The sequence below is a fragment of the Mycobacterium sp. NGS62 genome, from assembly GCF_059812285.1.
Genome location: NZ_JCALCK010000002.1, coordinates 684951 through 703128, shown reverse-complemented (window position 1 = coordinate 703128; position 18178 = coordinate 684951). Strand labels below are relative to the sequence as shown.

General features: G+C 66.8%; 18 protein-coding genes. 6 read left to right on the top strand and 12 right to left on the bottom strand.

Annotation, left to right across the window (positions count from 1 at the left end; genetic code table 11):
* Window positions 1-7: 7 nt before the first annotated feature.
* Window positions 8-799 (bottom strand): trypsin-like serine peptidase, encoded by a 792-nt coding sequence (locus tag AC5Y49_RS08375; protein ID WP_499885840.1) that lies wholly within the window; start codon window positions 797-799, stop codon window positions 8-10.
* Between the two features lie 202 nt (window positions 800-1001).
* On the opposite strand from AC5Y49_RS08375, the gene AC5Y49_RS08370 reads away from it, so the two are divergent.
* The 3 genes from AC5Y49_RS08370 (at window position 1002) to AC5Y49_RS08360 (ending at window position 3841) form a co-directional block, all read left to right on the top strand.
* On the top strand, window positions 1002-1979 hold the full coding sequence (locus tag AC5Y49_RS08370) for a proteasome assembly chaperone family protein (RefSeq protein ID WP_499885837.1): 978 nt from the start codon (window positions 1002-1004) through the stop codon (window positions 1977-1979).
* A 109-nt stretch (window positions 1980-2088) separates the two neighbouring features.
* Complete coding sequence (locus tag AC5Y49_RS08365) at window positions 2089-3108, top strand: alpha/beta fold hydrolase (protein ID WP_499886345.1); 1020 nt, start codon at window positions 2089-2091, stop codon at window positions 3106-3108.
* A 46-nt stretch (window positions 3109-3154) separates the two neighbouring features.
* Window positions 3155-3841 carry a PhzF family phenazine biosynthesis protein gene (locus AC5Y49_RS08360; protein WP_499885835.1) on the top strand — a complete coding sequence of 229 codons (687 nt, stop codon included), beginning with the start codon at window positions 3155-3157 and terminating at the stop codon, window positions 3839-3841.
* On the opposite strand, the gene AC5Y49_RS08355 is transcribed toward AC5Y49_RS08360, so the two are convergent.
* The 3 genes from AC5Y49_RS08355 to AC5Y49_RS08345 all read right to left on the bottom strand — a co-directional run bounded on the left by AC5Y49_RS08355 (window position 3838) and on the right by AC5Y49_RS08345 (window position 5448).
* Window positions 3838-4323 (bottom strand): peroxynitrite isomerase, encoded by a 486-nt coding sequence (locus tag AC5Y49_RS08355; protein ID WP_499885832.1) that lies wholly within the window; start codon window positions 4321-4323, stop codon window positions 3838-3840. The two genes, AC5Y49_RS08360 and AC5Y49_RS08355, sit on opposite strands and share 4 nt — an antisense overlap.
* Window positions 4324-4365: 42 nt before the next feature.
* The gene (gene nrdR, locus AC5Y49_RS08350) at window positions 4366-4830 is read right to left on the bottom strand and encodes a transcriptional regulator NrdR (RefSeq protein ID WP_499886343.1); all 465 of its coding nucleotides are present in this window, start codon (window positions 4828-4830) and stop codon (window positions 4366-4368) included.
* A gap of 162 nt (window positions 4831-4992) precedes the next feature.
* Window positions 4993-5448: a LysM peptidoglycan-binding domain-containing protein gene (locus tag AC5Y49_RS08345; RefSeq protein ID WP_499885829.1), complete on the bottom strand. Its 456-nt coding sequence runs from the start codon at window positions 5446-5448 to the stop codon at window positions 4993-4995.
* A gap of 198 nt (window positions 5449-5646) precedes the next feature.
* Here AC5Y49_RS08345 and lexA point away from each other — a divergent pair, with 198 nt between their 5' ends.
* Window positions 5647-6348: a transcriptional repressor LexA gene (gene lexA, locus AC5Y49_RS08340; RefSeq protein WP_499885826.1), complete on the top strand. Its 702-nt coding sequence runs from the start codon at window positions 5647-5649 to the stop codon at window positions 6346-6348.
* Between the two features lie 7 nt (window positions 6349-6355).
* Here lexA and AC5Y49_RS08335 read toward each other — a convergent pair whose 3' ends face one another.
* Window positions 6356-8314 carry an LGFP repeat-containing protein gene (locus tag AC5Y49_RS08335; protein WP_499886341.1) on the bottom strand — a complete coding sequence of 653 codons (1959 nt, stop codon included), beginning with the start codon at window positions 8312-8314 and terminating at the stop codon, window positions 6356-6358.
* Window positions 8315-8524: 210 nt separating this feature from the next.
* Here AC5Y49_RS08335 and AC5Y49_RS08330 point away from each other — a divergent pair, with 210 nt between their 5' ends.
* On the top strand, window positions 8525-9712 hold the full coding sequence (locus tag AC5Y49_RS08330; protein ID WP_499885823.1) for a TerC/Alx family metal homeostasis membrane protein: 1188 nt from the start codon (window positions 8525-8527) through the stop codon (window positions 9710-9712).
* On the opposite strand, the gene AC5Y49_RS08325 is transcribed toward AC5Y49_RS08330, so the two are convergent.
* Window positions 9709-10869: an acyl-CoA dehydrogenase family protein gene (locus AC5Y49_RS08325; protein ID WP_499885821.1), complete on the bottom strand. Its 1161-nt coding sequence runs from the start codon at window positions 10867-10869 to the stop codon at window positions 9709-9711. The genes AC5Y49_RS08330 and AC5Y49_RS08325 overlap by 4 nt on opposite strands.
* Before the next feature lie 87 nt (window positions 10870-10956).
* Here AC5Y49_RS08325 and AC5Y49_RS08320 point away from each other — a divergent pair, with 87 nt between their 5' ends.
* Complete coding sequence (locus AC5Y49_RS08320) at window positions 10957-11460, top strand: hypothetical protein (RefSeq protein ID WP_499885818.1); 504 nt, start codon at window positions 10957-10959, stop codon at window positions 11458-11460.
* A gap of 7 nt (window positions 11461-11467) precedes the next feature.
* Here the strand turns inward: AC5Y49_RS08320 and AC5Y49_RS08315 are convergent, their stop codons facing one another.
* The 6 genes from AC5Y49_RS08315 to AC5Y49_RS08290 all read right to left on the bottom strand — a co-directional run bounded on the left by AC5Y49_RS08315 (window position 11468) and on the right by AC5Y49_RS08290 (window position 17983).
* Window positions 11468-12829, bottom strand: coding sequence for a DEAD/DEAH box helicase (locus AC5Y49_RS08315; RefSeq protein WP_499885814.1), 1362 nt, complete (start codon window positions 12827-12829; stop codon window positions 11468-11470).
* 265 nt (window positions 12830-13094) lie between these two features.
* On the bottom strand, window positions 13095-14510 hold the full coding sequence (gene hflX, locus AC5Y49_RS08310; protein ID WP_499885811.1) for a GTPase HflX: 1416 nt from the start codon (window positions 14508-14510) through the stop codon (window positions 13095-13097).
* A gap of 46 nt (window positions 14511-14556) precedes the next feature.
* Complete coding sequence (dapF, locus tag AC5Y49_RS08305) at window positions 14557-15429, bottom strand: diaminopimelate epimerase (protein ID WP_499885807.1); 873 nt, start codon at window positions 15427-15429, stop codon at window positions 14557-14559.
* Between the two features lie 4 nt (window positions 15430-15433).
* Window positions 15434-16339 carry a tRNA (adenosine(37)-N6)-dimethylallyltransferase MiaA gene (gene miaA / locus AC5Y49_RS08300; RefSeq protein WP_499885805.1) on the bottom strand — a complete coding sequence of 302 codons (906 nt, stop codon included), beginning with the start codon at window positions 16337-16339 and terminating at the stop codon, window positions 15434-15436.
* Window positions 16336-17022, bottom strand: a complete 687-nt coding sequence (locus tag AC5Y49_RS08295) for a class III extradiol ring-cleavage dioxygenase family protein (RefSeq protein WP_499885803.1) — start codon at window positions 17020-17022, stop codon at window positions 16336-16338. The genes miaA and AC5Y49_RS08295 overlap by 4 nt, the downstream gene beginning before the upstream one ends.
* Before the next feature lie 49 nt (window positions 17023-17071).
* Window positions 17072-17983 carry a DMT family transporter gene (locus AC5Y49_RS08290; RefSeq protein WP_499885802.1) on the bottom strand — a complete coding sequence of 304 codons (912 nt, stop codon included), beginning with the start codon at window positions 17981-17983 and terminating at the stop codon, window positions 17072-17074.
* Between the last annotated feature and the right edge of the window lie 195 nt (window positions 17984-18178).

The following is an 18178-nucleotide window of genomic DNA, read 5'->3' as shown; positions in this document are numbered from 1 at the left end:
CGGCCTGCTAGCACTCGGTGGTCAGGGCCGGCGGAGCGGCGTCGCCCGGACCGCCGGCCTCGGCCCGCACCAACAACGCGGCGGTCTGCTCGTCGAACGGTGCGGAGTACGACACGTTTTCTTCGCAGCCGCCACCGTCAAGGCCGCCGACCACTCCGGTCACCGTCGATCCGGTGATCCAGGCCGCACCGCTGGTACCGTCGACCAGCCCCGCGCACGGCACAGCCGGATAGCCGCCGCGCACGGTCTGGCTCTTGACCCGGCAGCCGATCGGCTTGCCGCCGACCCCGGCCGGATAAGCCACGACAGTGATCGCGCTGCCCGGCTGCGGCGCGGTGCCCAGCGTCAGCGCCGAACCGACCTCCGCCTCGATCGATGCACCGTCCGCCCGACTGACTCGCGCGATCGCATAATCCGCATGCGGGTCCTTGTCGGTTGTCCACCGCGCATCGAGATAGACCGTGTCCAACGTCCAGCTGTCTGGCGCTGCGGCGGCTCCGGAAAGGCCAGGTACGAACGTCACCGCTGTGCCGGCGGCCAGGCAGTGCGCCGCCGTCAGCACGAGGTCGCCGCCGACTGAATGCAGCACGGAGCCGGTACAGGTGTGCAGATCACCGGCCCCGAAGAACAGTGCGCCCACCCGAGGATCCGGGTCTACCGGCGCGGCCACCACCCACGATGCGGGATCAGCGAAATGCTGTTGGGCTGTACTGGTGGTCGGCGGAGGATCCGGATGGCGCCCGCAGGCCGACACGACCAGGACCGCCACACTTGCCGCCGCCACAACAGTGCGCATCATCGTTGTCGATGATGCCCCCGTCCGCGGAAGCGCGAAACAGCTATCCCGAATGGGTACCCGTGGAATGCGGACTTGTGCCGCCGCGTTTCGAACATACGGGCGGGTCAGCTAACCAGTGGGGTCTGTGAGACCCGGCCCGCCCGCCTGAGAGAGACTATTTGACACGGTGCGCTATCCGGCGCCGTGGCGAGGAGGCAACACGATGAGCCACAACCAGCCTGCGGACCACGGGCAGCACTATCAGCCCGAGCAGAACGGGATGTACGAGCTCGAGTTCCCGGCGCCCCAGTTGTCGTCTGCAGATGGCCGGGGCCCAGTACTGGTCCATGCCCTGGAAGGGTTTTCCGACGCCGGTCATGCCATCCGGCTGGCCGCGACGCACCTGAAAAACGCCCTGGACACCGAGTTGGTGGCGTCGTTTGCCATCGACGAACTGCTGGATTATCGGTCCCGCCGGCCGCTGATGACGTTCAAGACCGATCACTTCACCCACTACGACGATCCCGAGTTGAGCCTCTACGCGCTGCACGACAGCGTCGGCACACCGTTTCTGCTGCTGGCCGGGATGGAACCCGATCTGAAGTGGGAGCGATTCATCAGTGCCGTGCGACTGTTGGCCGAGCGCCTCGGAGTCCGGCAGACCATCGGGCTGGGCACCATCCCGATGGCGGTTCCGCACACCCGGCCGGTGACGATGACCGCGCACTCGAACAATCGCGAGTTGATCGCCGATTTCACGCCGTGGATCTCCGAGGTCCAGGTGCCGGGTAGTGCCTCGAACCTGCTGGAATACCGGATGGCCCAGCACGGCCACGAGGTCGTCGGCTTCACCGTGCACGTCCCGCACTATCTGGCGCAGACCGACTATCCGGCCGCCGCGCAGGCGCTGTTGGAGCAGGTGGCCAAGACCGGGTCGTTGCAATTGCCGCTGACTGCGCTGGTCGATGCGGCGGCCGACATCGCCGCCAAGATCGACGAACAAGTCGAGGCCAGCACAGACGTGGCCCAGGTCGTAGCAGCACTTGAGCGCCAGTACGATACGTTCGTCGCCGCACAGGAGAACCGATCGCTGCTGACGCGTGACGAAGATCTGCCCAGCGGTGACGAACTCGGCGCGGAGTTCGAACGATTCCTGGCGCAGCAGGCCGAGAAGAAGTTCGACGACGACGACAGGACCTGAGCCCTAACGCTCCGGCGAGGATGCAGAGCAAGCGAGGTGCGGACACCCGCGCACTCGCGGGGGGAGAGGAGCGGCGTTTGTGACCGCCGACAACGACGTTGGCGATGTCATCGGGCGACAGCGAAAGCTGCGCCCGGTGCGCCAGGCGGCGCCTTCGCTGCAGTTTCGCACCATCCACGGCTATCGACGCGCCTACCGGATCGCGGGTTCGGGCCCGGCGATTCTGCTGATTCACGGCATCGGCGACAACTCCACCACCTGGGAGACGGTGCAGGCCACACTGGCGCAGCGATTCACCGTCGTCGCCGTGGACCTACTGGGTCACGGTCAGTCGGACAAGCCCCGCGCTGACTACTCGGCCGCGGCCTACGCCAACGGGCTGCGTGATCTGCTTTCGGTACTCGACATCGATCGGGTCACCGTGGTCGGTCATTCGCTGGGCGGTGGGGTGGCGATGCAGTTCGCCTACCAGTTCCCACAGCTCGTGGAGCGACTGATCCTGGTCGGCGCCGGCGGTGTCACCAAGGACGTCAACCTCGTGTTTCGCTTGGCCTCACTGCCGTTGGGCGGCGAGGCGCTGGCCTTACTACGGCTGCCGTTGGTGCTTCCGGCTGTGCAGTTCGCCGGACGTGCGGCGGGCATGGTGTTCGGGTCGACGAGGCTGGGCCACGACCTGCCGAATGTGTTGCGGATTCTGGCCGATTTGCCGGAGCCGACGGCCTCTTCGGCATTCACCCGGACTTTGCGGGCGGTGGTGGACTGGCGCGGTCAGATGGTCACCATGCTGGACCGGTGCTATTTGATGGAAGCTATTCCGGTGCAGATCATTTGGGGCACAGACGATGTGGTGGTGCCTGTCAGCCACGCGCGGATGGCGCATGCGGCGATGCCCGGTTCACGACTGGAGATCTTCGAGCGCTCCGGACACTTCCCGTTCCACGACGACCCCGACCGCTTCATCAAAGTCGTCGAGCGTTTCATCGACACCACCGAGCCGGCCGAATACGACCCCGACGCACTGCGTGAGCTGCTGCGCGCCGGCAGCGGTGAACCGACGGTCTCGGGCCCGCACGACACCCGCGTTGCCGTCTTGAGCGCCATGGGTTCCGACGAACGCAGCGCCACCTGACCAGTCCCGCGGACGCCGCTGGTAAGCACCGTCGTACAGTCACCCCATGAGCATCGACGTGACGGTGTTGCGGGTTTTCACAGACTCGGCGGGCAATTTCGGAAACCCACTCGGCATTGTCGATTCGGGTACCGTCCCAATCGCCGAACGGCAGAAGCTGACAAGCCAATTGGGCTACAGCGAAACGATATTCGTCGACATGCCGCAAGCAGGCTCGACCACCGCGCACGCCCGCATCTACACGCCGATGACCGAACTCGCCTTCGCCGGCCACCCGGCCGTCGGGCTGTCGTGGTGGCTGCGCGAGCAGGGCATTCCGCTGCGCACCCTGCAGTTGCCGGCCGGGATTGTGCAGGTGAGCTACGAAGACGACGTCACCGCCATCAGCGCCCGCTCGGAGTGGGCTCCGGAGTTGGCGATCCACGATCTCGACTCAGTCGATGACCTCGCCGCGGCCAACCCCGCCGACTTTCCCGACGACATCCAGCACTATCTGTGGGCCTGGACCGACCAGTCGGCGGGATCGCTGCGTTCCAGAATGTTCGCGCCGGGCTTGGGTGTGCCCGAAGACGAGGCGACGGGATCTGCTGCGGTCCGGATCACCGACTACCTCAGCCGCGACCTGACCATCACCCAGGGCAAGGGCTCGCTGATCCAGACCACCTGGAATCCGGAAGGCTGGGTTCGGGTGGCGGGTCACGTGGTCAACGAGGGCGTCACCCGGTTTGTCTAACCTTGCCGGTGCAATACGGCGGCAAGGTGATGTTGCAACGGCAATCCGACCGCGCCCATCTGCAGCGAATACGACAGTTCGTTGCCGTCGATCCGGAAGCGCCGTCCGAGTGCAGTCACCTCTTTGGCGGTGGGTGTCAGGCCGATCTTCGATGCGGTCAGGTCGATCTCGATGACATCGCCGGCCGCCGTGTAGGTGCCGACTTCGATTTCGGTGATCCCACTGGGATGAGCGAGGACAAGTTCGAGCTGGCCCGGTTGCGGCACCCGCAAATAGCCCGTCTCGGCGTGCAGCGGCTTGCCGTCGGTAGCCGCCTTCGTCTTTTGGCCGTAGGCCAAGAACGGCTTGCCGACATGGGTGAACACGACTTCCTCGAGGTAGTCGAACGGCTCGATCGTCGGGTATTTCCCCGATCCGCGGCCAGCCCAGGTGCCCAGCAGCGGGGCGAGTGCTTCGACATCAGGATGCAGGTCGGCCGGCATGCGGTCAGCCTACGTCCGCCGACGACCGCCACCCCCGGCGGCTCAACTGGGAGTTGATATCTCGCGATGCGCGCGCAGCGCCTCGATCTCCCGTTCGAAATCGTCGGCCGAGGAAAACGACCGGTACACCGAGGCGAATCGCAGATAGGCCACCTCATCGAGGTCACGCAACGGGCCAAGGATTGCCAACCCGACCTCGTGGCTGGCGACTTCCGGCGATCCGTTGGCCCGAACGGTGTCTTCCACTTGCTGGGCGAGCAGATTCAACGCGTCGTCATCGACCTGGCGGCCCTGGCATGCTCGCCGTACGCCGCTGATGACTTTCTCGCGACTGAATGGTTCGGTGACACCGCTGCGCTTGACCACAGCCAGTACCGCGGTCTCGACGGTGGTGAACCGCCGTCCGCACTCGGGGCACGATCTGCGACGCCGGATCGCCTGGCCTTCATCGGTTTCCCGGGAGTCGACCACCCTTGAATCGGGGTGACGACAGAACGGACAGTGCATGGCCGCTCCTTCGCCGCGCTGATAGCCGGGTATCTCAGAACCTTCTGAGCGTACCCGCGCGGCTCCCCGCAGGCCCAGCGCCATCGCGATCGGCACCCACCGCGCGCCCCCGGCGGCGGCTACCGTTGACGCATCGCGGTTTTCGCCGTCCACGGCTGACGGTCAGCCGACCGGTGCGATCAGGGTCTGGCCGGCGGCCAGCGTCGCAGTGTCCAGACCGTTGAGTTCCCGGATGCGGTCGGCGACCTGACCGCTCGGGGCGCCGGGCGCGACCCGGCCGGCCAAGTGCTGCAGCGTCTCCCCCGGTTCGACGCGCACCACGGCAAGTTGGTCGGGCATGTCCGCGGACGTGTTCTGCACTGCCTCGCCGAACTGTGCCACCAAGCCCAGCCACACGGTGATCACCCCGGCGAGCAGCGCCAGCGCCACCGTCGTCGCCGGCGTTATGGGACGTGGCCGGTGCGGCGCCGTCGACATCAGCACACCGGTGCCCCGGTAGCGCGGCGGCGCGACGGGCGGCCTCGATGGCCGCGGCCGGTCCTGCTGCCCGGCCGGACGGATCCGGACCGGTCGACTGCGACGCGGTGTACCGGGCCGGGTCGTCTCGATGACTGTCATGGGAACCCCTTCCGTCGCAGCTGATCGATCGCTTGTTCGAACTATAATCGATAGCACGTTCGAATTCCGAACATGTGATCGATTCGTTGCATACTCAGCAGCACGATAAGACGGGGGTCCGACACCCTCGGGGCGTTATGGCGACACACCTCGAACACATGTTTGAGTTTCCGTTGGATCGCGGCTACATTCGGACCTATGAGCGACAGCAGCCATACCCCGGGTGCCGGTAGCGGCCGCCGCGAGCGATCCGTGGATTCGACGCTGACCGAACGGCAGCGCACGATCTTGGACGTCATCCGCGCATCGGTCACCAGCCGCGGATATCCGCCCAGCATCCGGGAAATCGGTGATGCTGTGGGCCTGACGTCAACCTCGTCGGTGGCGCACCAACTGCGCACCCTGGAGCGCAAAGGCTACTTGCGCCGAGACCCCAACCGGCCACGTGCCGTGGACGTCCGTGGCGCCGACGACGCGAGCGGACCCACCGTTCTCACCGACGTGTCGGGTTCGGACGCGCTGCCGGAACCGACGTTCGTGCCCGTGCTCGGGCGCATCGCTGCCGGTGGCCCCATCCTCGCCGAGGAAGCCGTCGAAGACGTCTTCCCACTCCCTCGTGAGCTGGTGGGCGAGGGTGCGCTCTTCCTGCTCAAGGTGGTCGGCGACTCCATGGTCGACGCGGCGATCTGCGACGGCGACTGGGTGGTGGTGCGTCAGCAGAACGTGGCCGACAACGGCGACATCGTCGCGGCGATGATCGACGGAGAGGCCACCGTCAAGACGTTCAAGCGCACCGGCGGCCAGGTCTGGCTGATGCCGCACAACCCGGCGTTCGACCCCATCCCGGGCAACGACGCCGCCGTACTGGGCAAGGTCGTCACCGTCATTCGCAAAATCTGAAACGGGGTCAAGTCGCCTTGGAGAAGCCGTTGGCTTGGGCGACTTCCTCGGTGGTGAACCAGATTTCGGCGAACGCGTCGTCGTACAGCGCGCTGTCGGGGGTGTAGTACAGGCCGAAGCTGACATTGCCCTTGATCGGATACCCGTCGGGCGCTTCGTGCGCGTCCTGCAACGGAAGGTGAATCGCGGGCTGGTCGGCCGCAACCGGCGTCATTGACTCAGCCTCACTCTCGGCGTCCGCGGCACCGTCGGTAGCCGCGTGTCGCCCGCCGCTTATTTCGCTTTCCGTGGGGATTCGTGTCGGCGCGGTGTCCACCGCGTCGGGGTCCTCGGCCTCGGCCTCGCTCTCGAACTCGGAAGCTGCTACGCCACTGGGGGTTTCGGCGCCCGGCGGTGGCTCATCGAAACCAGCGCTGGCCGGTGACATCCAGCCGCTGTCCGGCGGACCGGCAGCGGCGGCCGCCGGAGCCGCTTCGGAATATCCACCGGAGAACGGCGACGAGCCGGGTTCGCCGTCGGCGTCGGCTGCCCAGCGCACCCGGGATTTCGGCTCGGCGTCATAGCCGGCGTCCATGTCGTGATCGGGCTCGTAAACCGGGCCCTCGCGGCGAGCCATGCGGCGACGGCTCCACCACGGCGCGGCCAGCACGACCAAGGCGATCAGCAGCAGGACGGGAATGATGACCAACAGCCACCACGCGTGCCAGGCCCGCTTTGGGCCGGTGTCGGCAGGCTGTGCCGATCCGGCAGGCAGGTTCTGGCCCGGTACCTGCAGTCCAGACAACGCCGACGCCAGCTGGGTCGGTTCGGTGCTGAAGGTGTTTTTCGCCCGGTCCCAGGCGATCTTGCCCCCGCTGAACTTCTGCGCGACGATGTCGCGGTCCACCGTCTGGTCGCCCACCGGGGCGCCGAGTTGGCCGGTTGCCCCGCCCAGTTTGTCCCAGGCGGCCTTCATGGCGCCGCGCACGACGAACGCACCGTGGTCGGGCGTCCAGAAAATCACCGGGTTGTCCGCGCCGGAGAACGTGCTGATCCGGCTGGCCGGCTTGATTCCGCCGTCGGCCTCATTGGCGGTGGGAAAGCCCAGGTCGCTGCCGACCGGTCCGCCCAGCGACTCGTATTTGGCCAGCACTTCGCTTTCGACGGCATTGGCGCCGGTGGCCGGGCTGAAGAAGACCTTGCCGCCGGCGAAGTTCTGGCCCTGTCCGTCGTCGCCGACCGGGTACTGTCCGCCCTGCTTGGCGCCCAACGGGCCGGATGCCCCGCCGGCGGCCCGCCAGGCCATGTTGATGGCCGCGGTCGGGTCGATCGGCACCTGCAGGCCGGTCAGTTGCTGGGCCAGTTCGGGCGGAGTGGTGGTGAACGCCTTGGTCTGCCGGTTCCACGACACCTGGCCGCCGCTGAAGAGTTGGGTGGCGACTTGGCCGTCGTAGGTTTCGTCGCCGACCGGCACGCCCAGCACTCCGCCGGAGCTTCCGAGCTTGTCCCAGGCGGCGTTGATGGCGCCGCGCACAACGTATGCACCGTGGTCGGGCGTCCAGAAAATCACCGGTTTGTCGCCGGCCGAGAATGTGCTGTTTCGGCTATCGGGCCCGGCCAGTCCCGGCACCTCGTCGATCGTGGGAAAACCCAGGTCGCTGTTGGCAGGCCCGCCGAGGGACTCGTACTTGTCCAGAACCGCGCCGTACATGGATCTGGCACCGGTGTCCGGGGTGAAAAACATTTTGCCGTTGGCGAAGTCCTGGGCGAATCCGGCGCCAACGGCATACACGTCGCCCTGCCTGGCGCCGAGATCCGAATTCTCGCCGCCGGCGTCCTCCCACGCCGCGGTAATCGCGTCGTCAGCGTCGCTCTCGGGTGACGCCGCAGCCGTCGGGGACAACAGCGCGGCGGCGGCTGCCACAGCCATCAAAGCAAGGGCCGCGCGGGAAACCACCGCACCGACAAGCCGATGTTGCCCTTTCACCACACCTCCCCGGCGGCGCCACCAATGGGCGTCGGCGAACGAGAATTGCGAAGTCATCTTGCAGACATTACGGAACCGAATATCCAGCCGATGTCTAAATGCCCCCCGAACGCGTGCGTGTCGTGGATGGTCGAGTGCGCACCAACCGTCGGTGCGTTACCGTGCCGGAACGGGCGGCCGAGCAACGCGCGGGGAGGAAATGCATCGGACATGGGAGTTTCCGGGCTGATTTGGGCGCTGACAGTCGTCGTACTCGCCGGCTTGACGTTGTTCGATTACTACTTCCATGTCCGCAGCGCACATGTACCGACGCTGCGTGAGGCGGCCATCTGGTCGGCGATCTATACCGGTATCGCGATTGTGTTCGGCGCCGGTGTGTTGATCGTCGGCGGCATCGCGCCGGCCGTGGAATATTTCGCCTGCTACTTGAGCAACGAAGCGCTCTCGGTCGACAACCTTTTCGTGTTTCTGGTGATCATCGCGAGCTTCGCCGTACCCCGGGCGGCCCAGCAAAAGGCGGTGTTGTTCGGCATCGTGATCGCATTGGTGGCCCGTACCGGATTCATCTTTGTCGGCGCGGCATTCATCACGATCTTCGATTGGGCGTTTTACCTGTTCGGCATTGTCCTGTTGATCACGGCGGCCGGTTTGGTCAAGCCGTCGGAATCGGAGGGCCGCACCGCCGACACGGTGATCATCCGTGTCGCCAAACGGTTCCTGCGCACCTCCGACAGCTACGACGGCGACCGATTGTTCATCAACGACAACGGCAAACGGGTCATGACACCGCTGCTGGTGGTGATGGTCGCCCTGGGCGGCGCGGACTTGTTGTTTGCGTTCGACTCCATCCCGGCGCTGTTCGGCCTCACTGAGAACGTGTACCTGATATTCACCGCCACAGCGCTTTCGCTGCTGGGACTGCGCCAGCTCTACTTCCTCATCGATGGGCTGCTGGACCGGCTGATCTACCTGTCCTATGGCCTGGCCGCCATTCTGGGCTTCATCGGCGTGAAGCTGATGCTGCAGGCGCTGCACCAGAACAGCGTTCCGTTTATCCACGGCGGCAAGCCGATTCCCGTCGCCGAGGTGAGCACGGCCGCGTCGTTGACGGTCATCATCGTCATCCTGGTCATCACGACCGCGGCCTCGTTACTGTCGGCGCGAGGGCGGGCCCAAAACGCCGTCGCCGGCGCACGTCGGCATGCGACCGAGTACCTCGACCGGCACTACGCCATCGACCCCGCCGAGCGGAGGAAGATCTTCGACCGGCTCGTCAGCGAAGAAAATCAGATCCGGGCGCTCCCGATGAAATATCGGGCCAAGATCCGCAACGAGGACGAATTGATGGATCTGCTGCAGCGCGCCCATCACGCGCACGACGCGCACACCAACGGCTAGACCCCGAGGCCGCGGCCGATGATCTCCTTCATGATCTCGGTGGTGCCGCCGTAGATGGTCTGCACCCTGGAATCGAGATAGGCACGCGCGACGGGATATTCACGCATGTACCCATAGCCGCCGTGCAGCTGCAGGCAGCGGTCGATCAAATTCACCTGCTTTTCGGTGGAGTACCACTTGGCCATCGCTGCCTGCTCGGCCGTCAGTTTCTCGTCGAGGTGCAAACGGATGAACTCGTCGACCATGATTCGAACGACGGTGGTTTCCGTAGCTAGTTCTGCGAGCAGGAATCGGCTGTTTTGAAAGCTTCCGATCGATCGACCAAAAGCCTTGCGCTCCTTGGCATATTGCACGGTTTGCGCCAACACCGCCTCCATGGCAGCAGCCGCGGTGATCGCGATCGAAATCCGTTCCTGTGGCAAATTCTGCATCAGGTAGATGAAGCCCATGCCCTCCTTGCCGAGCAGGTTCTCCGCGGGAACCTTGACGTCGGTGAACGACAGCTCGGCGGTGTCCTGGGCGTCCAGGCCGATCTTGTCGAGGTGCCGGCCGCGCTCGAAGCCCTCCATACCGCGTTCGACGACCAGCAGCGAGAAGCCTTGCGAACCCTTGTCGGGATCGGTCTGCGCCACCACGATCACCAGATCGGAGTTGATGCCGTTGGTGATGAACGTCTTCGACCCGTTCAGCACGTAGTGGTCACCCTGCTTGACCGCGCGGGTCTTGATGCCCTGCAGATCACTGCCGGTGCCGGGCTCGGTCATCGCGATAGCGGTGATCAGTTCGCCGGTGCAGAACTTGGGCAGCCAGCGCTGCTTCTGCTCCTCGGTGGCCAACCGCAGCAGATACGGTGCCACCACATCGTTGTGCAGACCGAATCCGATCCCGCTGTAGCGGCCCGCGGTGATTTCCTCGACGATGATCGTGTTGTAGCGGAAGTCGGGGTTGCCACCGCCGCCGTACTCCTCCGGTACCGCCATGCCCAAAAACCCCTGCTTGCCGGCTTCCAGCCAGACCCCGCGGTCGACGATCTTGGCCTGCTCCCACTCGTCGTGATGCGGCGCGACGTGGCGATCGAGGAAAGCCCGGAAGGACTCGCGGAACAATTCGTGCTCGGGCTCAAACAACGTGCGCTGGTACTTGACGGCGCTACCCATGGATCAACCTCCGGCGAATGGGGACTCTGCCGCCCAAGATATACCAACCGGGTGGTTGGTTGGACCGCGCCGGCCTACCCTCGGCGAATGGCCGAGATGATCCGGGTACACGAACGCGGACAGACGCTGGAGTTCTCGTTCGCCGACATGCTGCGTTACGCCGGGCCGTACTCGCCGGCCGGCGTGGCCACCGCGTTCAAAGTGATGCGGCGCGCATTTGCCGTCCTGTGCACTGATGGGCTACCCCCGCGGCGATCGATCGTGATCCGCACGGCGTTTCGAGGCCCCGGTGCTCGCGATGGTTTCGAGGCAGTGACGCGCGCTGTCTCCGACGGGCGCTACGTCGTCGACCGCACGCTGGTCAGATCCGACCGGGGCCGATTGCTGGAGGACTTCGTCTTCGAGGTGAGCATCAATGACAGCACCGTGACCCTGCTGTTGCGTGATGGGTTTGTCACCGACGAGTTCGTCGACCTGGCCCGCAGTCAGGATCGCACACCCGAGCAGGAGCACCGACTCGACGCGCTGAAAGCGCAGCTGGCACAACGGATCATCGAAACAGCCGATACTGACGTCTACGACGTCGAGTAAGCAAGGATCACCGAGCGGTTGGCTGCTGGCGGACAGCTCTGCGCCGGGCCTCGGCGCGCGGAGTGCCAGCGTCGCGGCGACTGCGCTGCCGGGGATGACCGTGTTCGCCACCGCGTCGTTGTTCTCGAGCGCGCCGGGATCGCCGCCCCGGGCGGCCATCCGTGGGAGCACCCGCGGGCGGCGCATCCTTGGCGGCGGGCCGCCGCAACGGCGCAACCTCGCCGGCGAGTGCCTGCACCGACGCGGAGTCGGCCGCCACCTGTTGAGGCGTGACGGTGATTCCGGCCTTGCGCAGCAGCAGCCGGGTGTCTTTGCGTTGCTCGGGCAATACGACGGTGACCACGTGGCCCGCGCTGCCGGCCCGCGCCGTGCGACCCGAGCGGTGCAGGTAGGCCTTGTGCTCCGCCGGTGGGTCCACGTGCACCACCAGTTCGACGCCGTCGACGTGCACCCCACGAGCGGCGATGTCGGTGGCGACCAGCACACGCGCCTCACCCGCGGTGAATGCGGCGAGGTTACGGTCCCGCGCGGGCTGCGAGAGGTTGCCATGCAGGTCGACCGCTGGCACGCCAGATTCGGTGAGCTGCCTGGCAAGCTTGCGGGCTTGGTGTTTGGTGCGCATGAAAAGAATGCGGCGACCGGTGCCGGACGCCAGCCGGTGCACCAGCTCTTTTTTCGCCTCGGTTCCCGTGACGTGGAACACATGGTGTGTCATCGCCGCGGGTGGCGCGCTGATCTCATCGACGGAATGCGACACCGGGTTTCGCAGAAAGCGCCGGACCAGCTTGTCGACCCCGTTGTCGAGGGTCGCGGAGAACAGCAGCCGCTGACCGCCGGCCGGTGTCGCCGCCAGGATGCGGGTGACGCCTGGCAGAAAGCCCAGATCCGCCATGTGATCGGCCTCGTCGAGCACGCTGATCTCGACTGCGTCGAGGCTGATCAGACGCTGTTTCATCAAGTCTTCGAGCCGGCCGGGGCAGGCCACCACGATGTCGATACCGCTGTTGAGCGCGGCCACCTGCCGGCTCTGCGCGACGCCGCCGAAGATCGGGGTGACCGTCAGTCCGTAGACCGCCGCCAGCGGCTCGAGCGTCGCGCAGATCTGGCTGACCAGTTCGCGGGTCGGCGCCAATACCAGCCCGGTCGGCCGCGACGGGCGTCGTTTGCGGTCGGCGAGCCGGGCCACCAGCGGAATCGAGAAGGCCAGCGTCTTCCCGCTGCCCGTCTTGGCTCGTCCCAGCACGTCGTGGCCCTTGAGGGTGTCGGGAAGAGTGTTGACCTGGATCGGAAATGGCGTGGTGATACCGAGGGCGGTGAGCGCCCCGGCAAGTGGTTCGCGCACGCCAAGGTCGGCAAATGATGTGGTCATTGGGGGTGCCTTTCAGGCATGGTGGTGCGGCGCAGCCGCGACGATTGACGTCAAGCGGCGCTGGCGCACAGGTTGGCGAGATTGCCGGTCGGCAAAATCGATCGCCGCGAGAAGAGCTTGTGCGGGGCGCACTAATCGGCAGGCAGCCGATGGAGAAAGCGTTCCACGACGTATTGGCATCATTCCTCGTGACGCCAACGTTCCGGGCAAGCATACCGCACGAACGAAACACCTACCCGCTCGGCCGCATTCGGCGCGGAGTGACTCAGGTCGCCGAAAATTGCGTCAAGCTGGCGGCCAAGGCCACCGGCACCCGCGCCTTGATCCGGGTGCCGTCGGCGTTGTGTTCGGCCTGCTGCACCCTGCCCTCGTCGTGTACACGAGTCACCAAATCACCACGGTCATAAGGGATTACCACGTCGACGGCTGTATCGGTCGGGGCGGCCAGTTCGGCCATCCGTCGGCGCAGCGCCTCGACGCCGTCTCCGGTACGGGCCGACACGAACATCGCCCCGGGCAGCGCGCGACGCAGCTTGGCCAGCGCCAAATCGCCTGCGGCGTCGACCTTGTTGACCACCAGCAGTTCGGGTGCCGGACGACTGTCGTGATCGGCGATCACTTCGGAGATCACCTGGCGCACCGCGCTGATTTGGGCCAGCGGATTGACGTCGGAACCGTCGACGACATGGACCAGCAGATCGGCGTCGACGACCTCTTCCAGCGTCGAGCGGAACGCCTCGACCAGCTGGGTGGGCAGATGCCGAACGAAGCCGACCGTGTCGCTGACCACGAATGCCCGCCCGTCCCCGAATTCTCCGCGGCGGGCGGTGGGTTCGAGGGTGGCGAACAGTGCATCCTGCACCAGCACACCCGCGCCGGTCAGCGCGTTGAGCAGACTCGACTTGCCGGCGTTGGTGTAGCCGACGATCGCGATGGACGGAACGTCGCTGTCCAGCCGGCGACTGCGCTGAGTATCGCGGACCTGCTTCATCGCTTTGATGTCGCGGCGCAGCTTGGACATTCGCTCTCGGATGCGGCGCCGGTCGGTCTCGATCTTGGTCTCGCCGGGACCGCGCAGACCCACCCCGCCGCCGCTGCCGCCGGCGCGGCCACCGGCCTGCCGCGACATCGACTCACCCCAGCCGCGCAGTCGAGGCAGCATGTATTCCATCTGCGCCAAGGCCACCTGCGCCTTGCCCTCCCGGCTGGTGGCGTGCTGAGCGAAGATGTCCAGAATCAGCGCGGTGCGGTCGACGACTTTGACCTTGACGGCCTTCTCCAACGCGGTCAGCTGAGCCGGGGACAGCTCGCCGTCGCAGATGACGGTGTCGGCGCCGGTGGCCAGCACCACCTCGCGCAGCTCTTGCGCCTTGCCCGAGCCGATGTACGTCGAGGCATCCGGTTTGTCGCGGCGCTGGATCATCCCGTCGAGCACCTGCGAGCCGGCCGTTTCGGCGAGCGCCGCCAACTCGGCGAGGCTGGCCTCGGCGTCGGCGGCGCTGCCGTCGGTCCACACGCCGACCAGCACGACACGCTCGAGGCGCAGCTGCCGGTACTCGACCTCGGAGACGTCGGCAAGTTCGGTGGACAGCCCAGCGACGCGGCGCAGCGCCGACCGGTCGTCGAGCGCAAGCTCACCCGTGCTGGGAGTGTTCTCTTCGGGAAATTCCGGATATGTCATAGGCAATAACACATGGTGCACGCCGAATCGGCGACGTGCATCCGAATTAACGCTGCGCGCCCTGCCACCATTCCTCGCTGATGTCGCCCTGGGCCACCAGAACCGACGGCCCGCGCAGGTAACTGGTGGCTTCGGTGATGGTGACGACGACGTCGCCGCCGGGCACCCGCACGATCAGTGAGCCGCCGGCCGTCCCGGTGTGGGCCAGCGCGGCGACGGCGGCCGCAACTGTCCCGGTGCCGCAGGAGCGGGTTTCACCCACGCCCCGCTCGTGCACCCGCATGCTGACCGCGCCGTCAGCGGGCGCGGTGAGAACCTCGACGTTGACCCCATCCGGGAATTGCGCCTCGTCGAAGGTCACCGGAGCGCCGACATCCAGTGCCGCCAGCGTCTCGGTGGTCAGTTGCTCATCGACGCACGCCAGATGTGGGTTGCCCACGTCGACGGCGATGCCCCCGAACCGGCGGCCCCCCACGACCGCCTCCCCCGCCCCGAGCCGGTTGGCCTTGCCCATGTCGACGGTGACGTCGGCGTGGGTGGCGTCGAACCCGTGCAGCACGATGGGCCGCGGGCCGGCCAGTGACCCGACGACGAACTCGTCGCGCGACTCCAGGCCACTGGCCCGCAGATAGTGTGCGAACACCCGAACGCCGTTGCCGCACATCTCGGCGACGGAACCGTCGGCATTGCGGTAGTCCATGTACCAGTCGTCGCCGCTGACTCCGTCGGGCAGCCGCTCCAGCGCGCCGGCAGCCAGCACCGCGCCCGCGGTGCTCACCCGCAGCACCCCGTCGGCGCCCAGCCCGCGCCGGCGGTCGCAGAGTGCGGCCACCGCTGCGGGGCGCAGCGCCAGTTCGGCGTCGAGGTCGGGCAGCAGCACGAAATCGTTCTGCGTGCCGTGACCCTTCGAGAAGATCACCTGCTCAGGATACGTGCCGCCAGGCCTGTACGACGTCACCCGCGAGGTCGCCGGCCGTTGCGTTTAGCCAGTGGATGCGGTGGTCGCGGCGAAACCAGGACCGCTGCCGTCGTACATAGCGACGGGTGCCGATAAACGTCGGCTCACGCGCACCCTCGCCGTTGCCGCCGGCATCGAGGTCGGCGATCACCTGCGCATAGCCCAGTGCCCGTGCGGCGGTGATGCCCGCGCGCAGCCCTTGTCCGAGCAGCGCGATGACCTCCTCGACCAGTCCCGACGCGAACATGGCATCGGTGCGCCGGGCCAGCCGCTCGTCGAGAATGCCGGTGGGGCAATCCAATCCAATGATCACGGTGTCCCAGCGGGGGGCGCCGATGCTCGGCGCCGACGCGGCGAACGGTTGTCCGGTGAGCTCGACGACCTCCAGCGCCCGCACGATACGGCGGGCGTCGGTGGGCAGAATCGACGCCGCCGCCGCCGGGTCGCGGGCCGCCAGCTCGTCATGCAGCGCGGCCACCCCTACCTCGGTGAGCCGCTGCTCCCAGCCGGCCCGGACCGCCGGGTCGGTCGCCGGGAACGACCAATCGTCGAGCAGCGACTGGATGTACAGCATCGACCCGCCCACGATGATCGGCACCGCGCCGCGGGCAGCGATCGCTTCGACGTCGGCGCCCGCCTCGCGCTGGTAGCGGGCAACCGTGGCGGTCTCGGTGACGTCGAGAACGTCGAGCTGATGGTGCGGTATGCCGCGGCGCTCGGCGGCGGGCAGTTTGGCGGTGCCGATGTCCATCCCGCGGTAGAGCTGCATCGCGTCGGCATTCACGATTTCGCCGCCGAGTCGCTCGGCGGCCTCGAGCGCCAGCTGCGACTTGCCGGTGCCGGTCGGGCCGACGACGGCCAGCGGCCTCACGGCTGCCAGAGACCGGCGAAGTAGCCCACGCCGTAGGGCGCTCCGCGGTAGAGCTCTTTGGTCGATCGTGGTGCCGGCTCGGCCACGCCGGCCAGCACCTGGAACGCCACCCGTCCCACGACCTGGCCGGGCAGTTGGGCCAGGGCGGCCACGTCGCCGCCCGCCAGCGCGTCATCCAGCCCCCGCTGCACCTCGACGTCGCCGGGGCGGTAACCGCCGGGCGCGGCGGCGGTCAAGGTGTGGGCGCCGTCGGCGACGACCAGGACGCCGATTGGATCTGGCGCCTGCTCGATCTCGTCCCGCAATCGACGGCCGGCGGCCAGCGCGGCGTCGACGTCGAGATCGGCGCGATACACCCGCACCTCGGCGCAGGCGTCAGGCTGTGCTTGCTCCCGTACCCAGCCGGTGAACAACGCGCACAGCGGCAACGCCACCGGGTCGCGGTCGTCGCCCGGCGAGAGCCGGACAACGACCTCGGCGCCGAACCCCGCGAACGTACCAACGGCGGACGCATCGACGACGGCCTCGACGCCGCCCATGCCCACCGCGATCCAGCGCGGCGGCAGCGCGGCGGCCGCTGCGATCACCGCGGCCCGCAGATCGGCCACTTCGGCGCCTGCGGCTCCGGCCAACTCGGGAACCAGCACCGGCGCCGAGGGGATGATCGCGATGGCGCCCAACACGCCATCAAACTAACCTCCGCACCGCGCCTGAGGTCTCGGAGGGCTGGCGCTATGCGGGCGCCGTCGACTCGTAGGTGCCTCTCACGTCGCGACCGGCGCCGGACGCGATGGTGGCGGCCTCGCCGCGGGCCAACGCCACCGTCGCGGTGATCACCACCGCGACCGCCGCGATCAGCACGAAGATTTCCGGCCCGTCGACCCGCAGTCTCTCCTCGAGCACCAAAACCCCCAGCGCCGACGCCACCACGGGCTTGGCCACGGTGATCGTCGGCAATGACGCAGTCAATGCGCCGGCGCGAAACGCCGACTGCTGGAAGATCATCCCGGCCAGCGACGCCAATATCCACGCGTAGAACTCGGGCGCCCGCAGCACCGGTCCGATGCCGCCTTCAAGCAGTTCCACGACACCCTTGGTCAGCACGGCGAATACCGCCAACGACGACCCCGCCACCACCGCCAGCAGCACCGCGGCCGCCGGACCGCGCGACCAGATCCGCGCCGCCAACACACACAGCACCAGCGCTGGGCCCATCACGATGGCCACCACAATCCAGGTGCCCAACGAGGCACGTGAATGACCGGCGGTCGGGTCGCCGACGCTGACAACCAGGGCCAGCGCACAAGCCAGTACCAGCGCCCACATCCACTCCCAGCGGGTTACGCGATGGTGGGTGATTCGCGCGTAGATCGGCAACGCAAACAGCAGCGCGGTCACCTGCAAAGATGTCACCAACATCACCGAGGCCAAAGCCAACGCGCCGGCTTGCAGCGCGTAATTGGCCACCGCACCCATGCCGCCCAACCACCAGCGCACGTCGCGCAACGACATGCGGAACAACTCGAGGTGACCGACCTGCTTGTCGGTGATCTCCTGAGCGGAACGCTGACGGATTACATCACCGAGCGCGGATGCCAGCGCGGCGCACAGTGCGAGGAAGATCGCAAGATCAGCCCTCCACATCAAAGACCTCCTTGGCCGTCATTCGGCCCGGAAGCCGTTACATTTCCATGCTGTTCGTTCACACTCCGTCGCCACTCTAGTGCGGTGGACAACGCGCGAACATTAGCCGAACCCCTTCGCAACGTACGGCATTACGCACCCTCCATAGCCTATGTATCTGCTATGCAAACGCGGGTCTGCCAGGGCCGCGGTCAG

Excerpts from the sequence above, each read along its gene's own strand:
- AC5Y49_RS08375 (WP_499885840.1), bottom strand. The coding sequence starts at position 799 with ATGATGCGCACTGTTGTGGCGGCGGCAAGTGTGGCGGTCCTGGTCGTG.
- AC5Y49_RS08370 (WP_499885837.1), top strand. The coding sequence starts at position 1,002 with ATGAGCCACAACCAGCCTGCGGACCACGGGCAGCACTATCAGCCCGAG.
- AC5Y49_RS08360 (WP_499885835.1), top strand. The coding sequence starts at position 3,155 with ATGAGCATCGACGTGACGGTGTTGCGGGTTTTCACAGACTCGGCGGGC.
- AC5Y49_RS08355 (WP_499885832.1), bottom strand. The coding sequence starts at position 4,323 with ATGCCGGCCGACCTGCATCCTGATGTCGAAGCACTCGCCCCGCTGCTG.
- nrdR (WP_499886343.1), bottom strand. The coding sequence starts at position 4,830 with ATGCACTGTCCGTTCTGTCGTCACCCCGATTCAAGGGTGGTCGACTCC.
- AC5Y49_RS08345 (WP_499885829.1), bottom strand. The coding sequence starts at position 5,448 with ATGACAGTCATCGAGACGACCCGGCCCGGTACACCGCGTCGCAGTCGA.
- lexA (WP_499885826.1), top strand. The coding sequence starts at position 5,647 with ATGAGCGACAGCAGCCATACCCCGGGTGCCGGTAGCGGCCGCCGCGAG.
- AC5Y49_RS08330 (WP_499885823.1), top strand. The coding sequence starts at position 8,525 with ATGGGAGTTTCCGGGCTGATTTGGGCGCTGACAGTCGTCGTACTCGCC.
- AC5Y49_RS08325 (WP_499885821.1), bottom strand. The coding sequence starts at position 10,869 with ATGGGTAGCGCCGTCAAGTACCAGCGCACGTTGTTTGAGCCCGAGCAC.
- AC5Y49_RS08320 (WP_499885818.1), top strand. The coding sequence starts at position 10,957 with ATGGCCGAGATGATCCGGGTACACGAACGCGGACAGACGCTGGAGTTC.
- AC5Y49_RS08315 (WP_499885814.1), bottom strand. The coding sequence starts at position 12,829 with ATGACCACATCATTTGCCGACCTTGGCGTGCGCGAACCACTTGCCGGG.
- hflX (WP_499885811.1), bottom strand. The coding sequence starts at position 14,510 with ATGACATATCCGGAATTTCCCGAAGAGAACACTCCCAGCACGGGTGAG.
- AC5Y49_RS08290 (WP_499885802.1), bottom strand. The coding sequence starts at position 17,983 with ATGTGGAGGGCTGATCTTGCGATCTTCCTCGCACTGTGCGCCGCGCTG.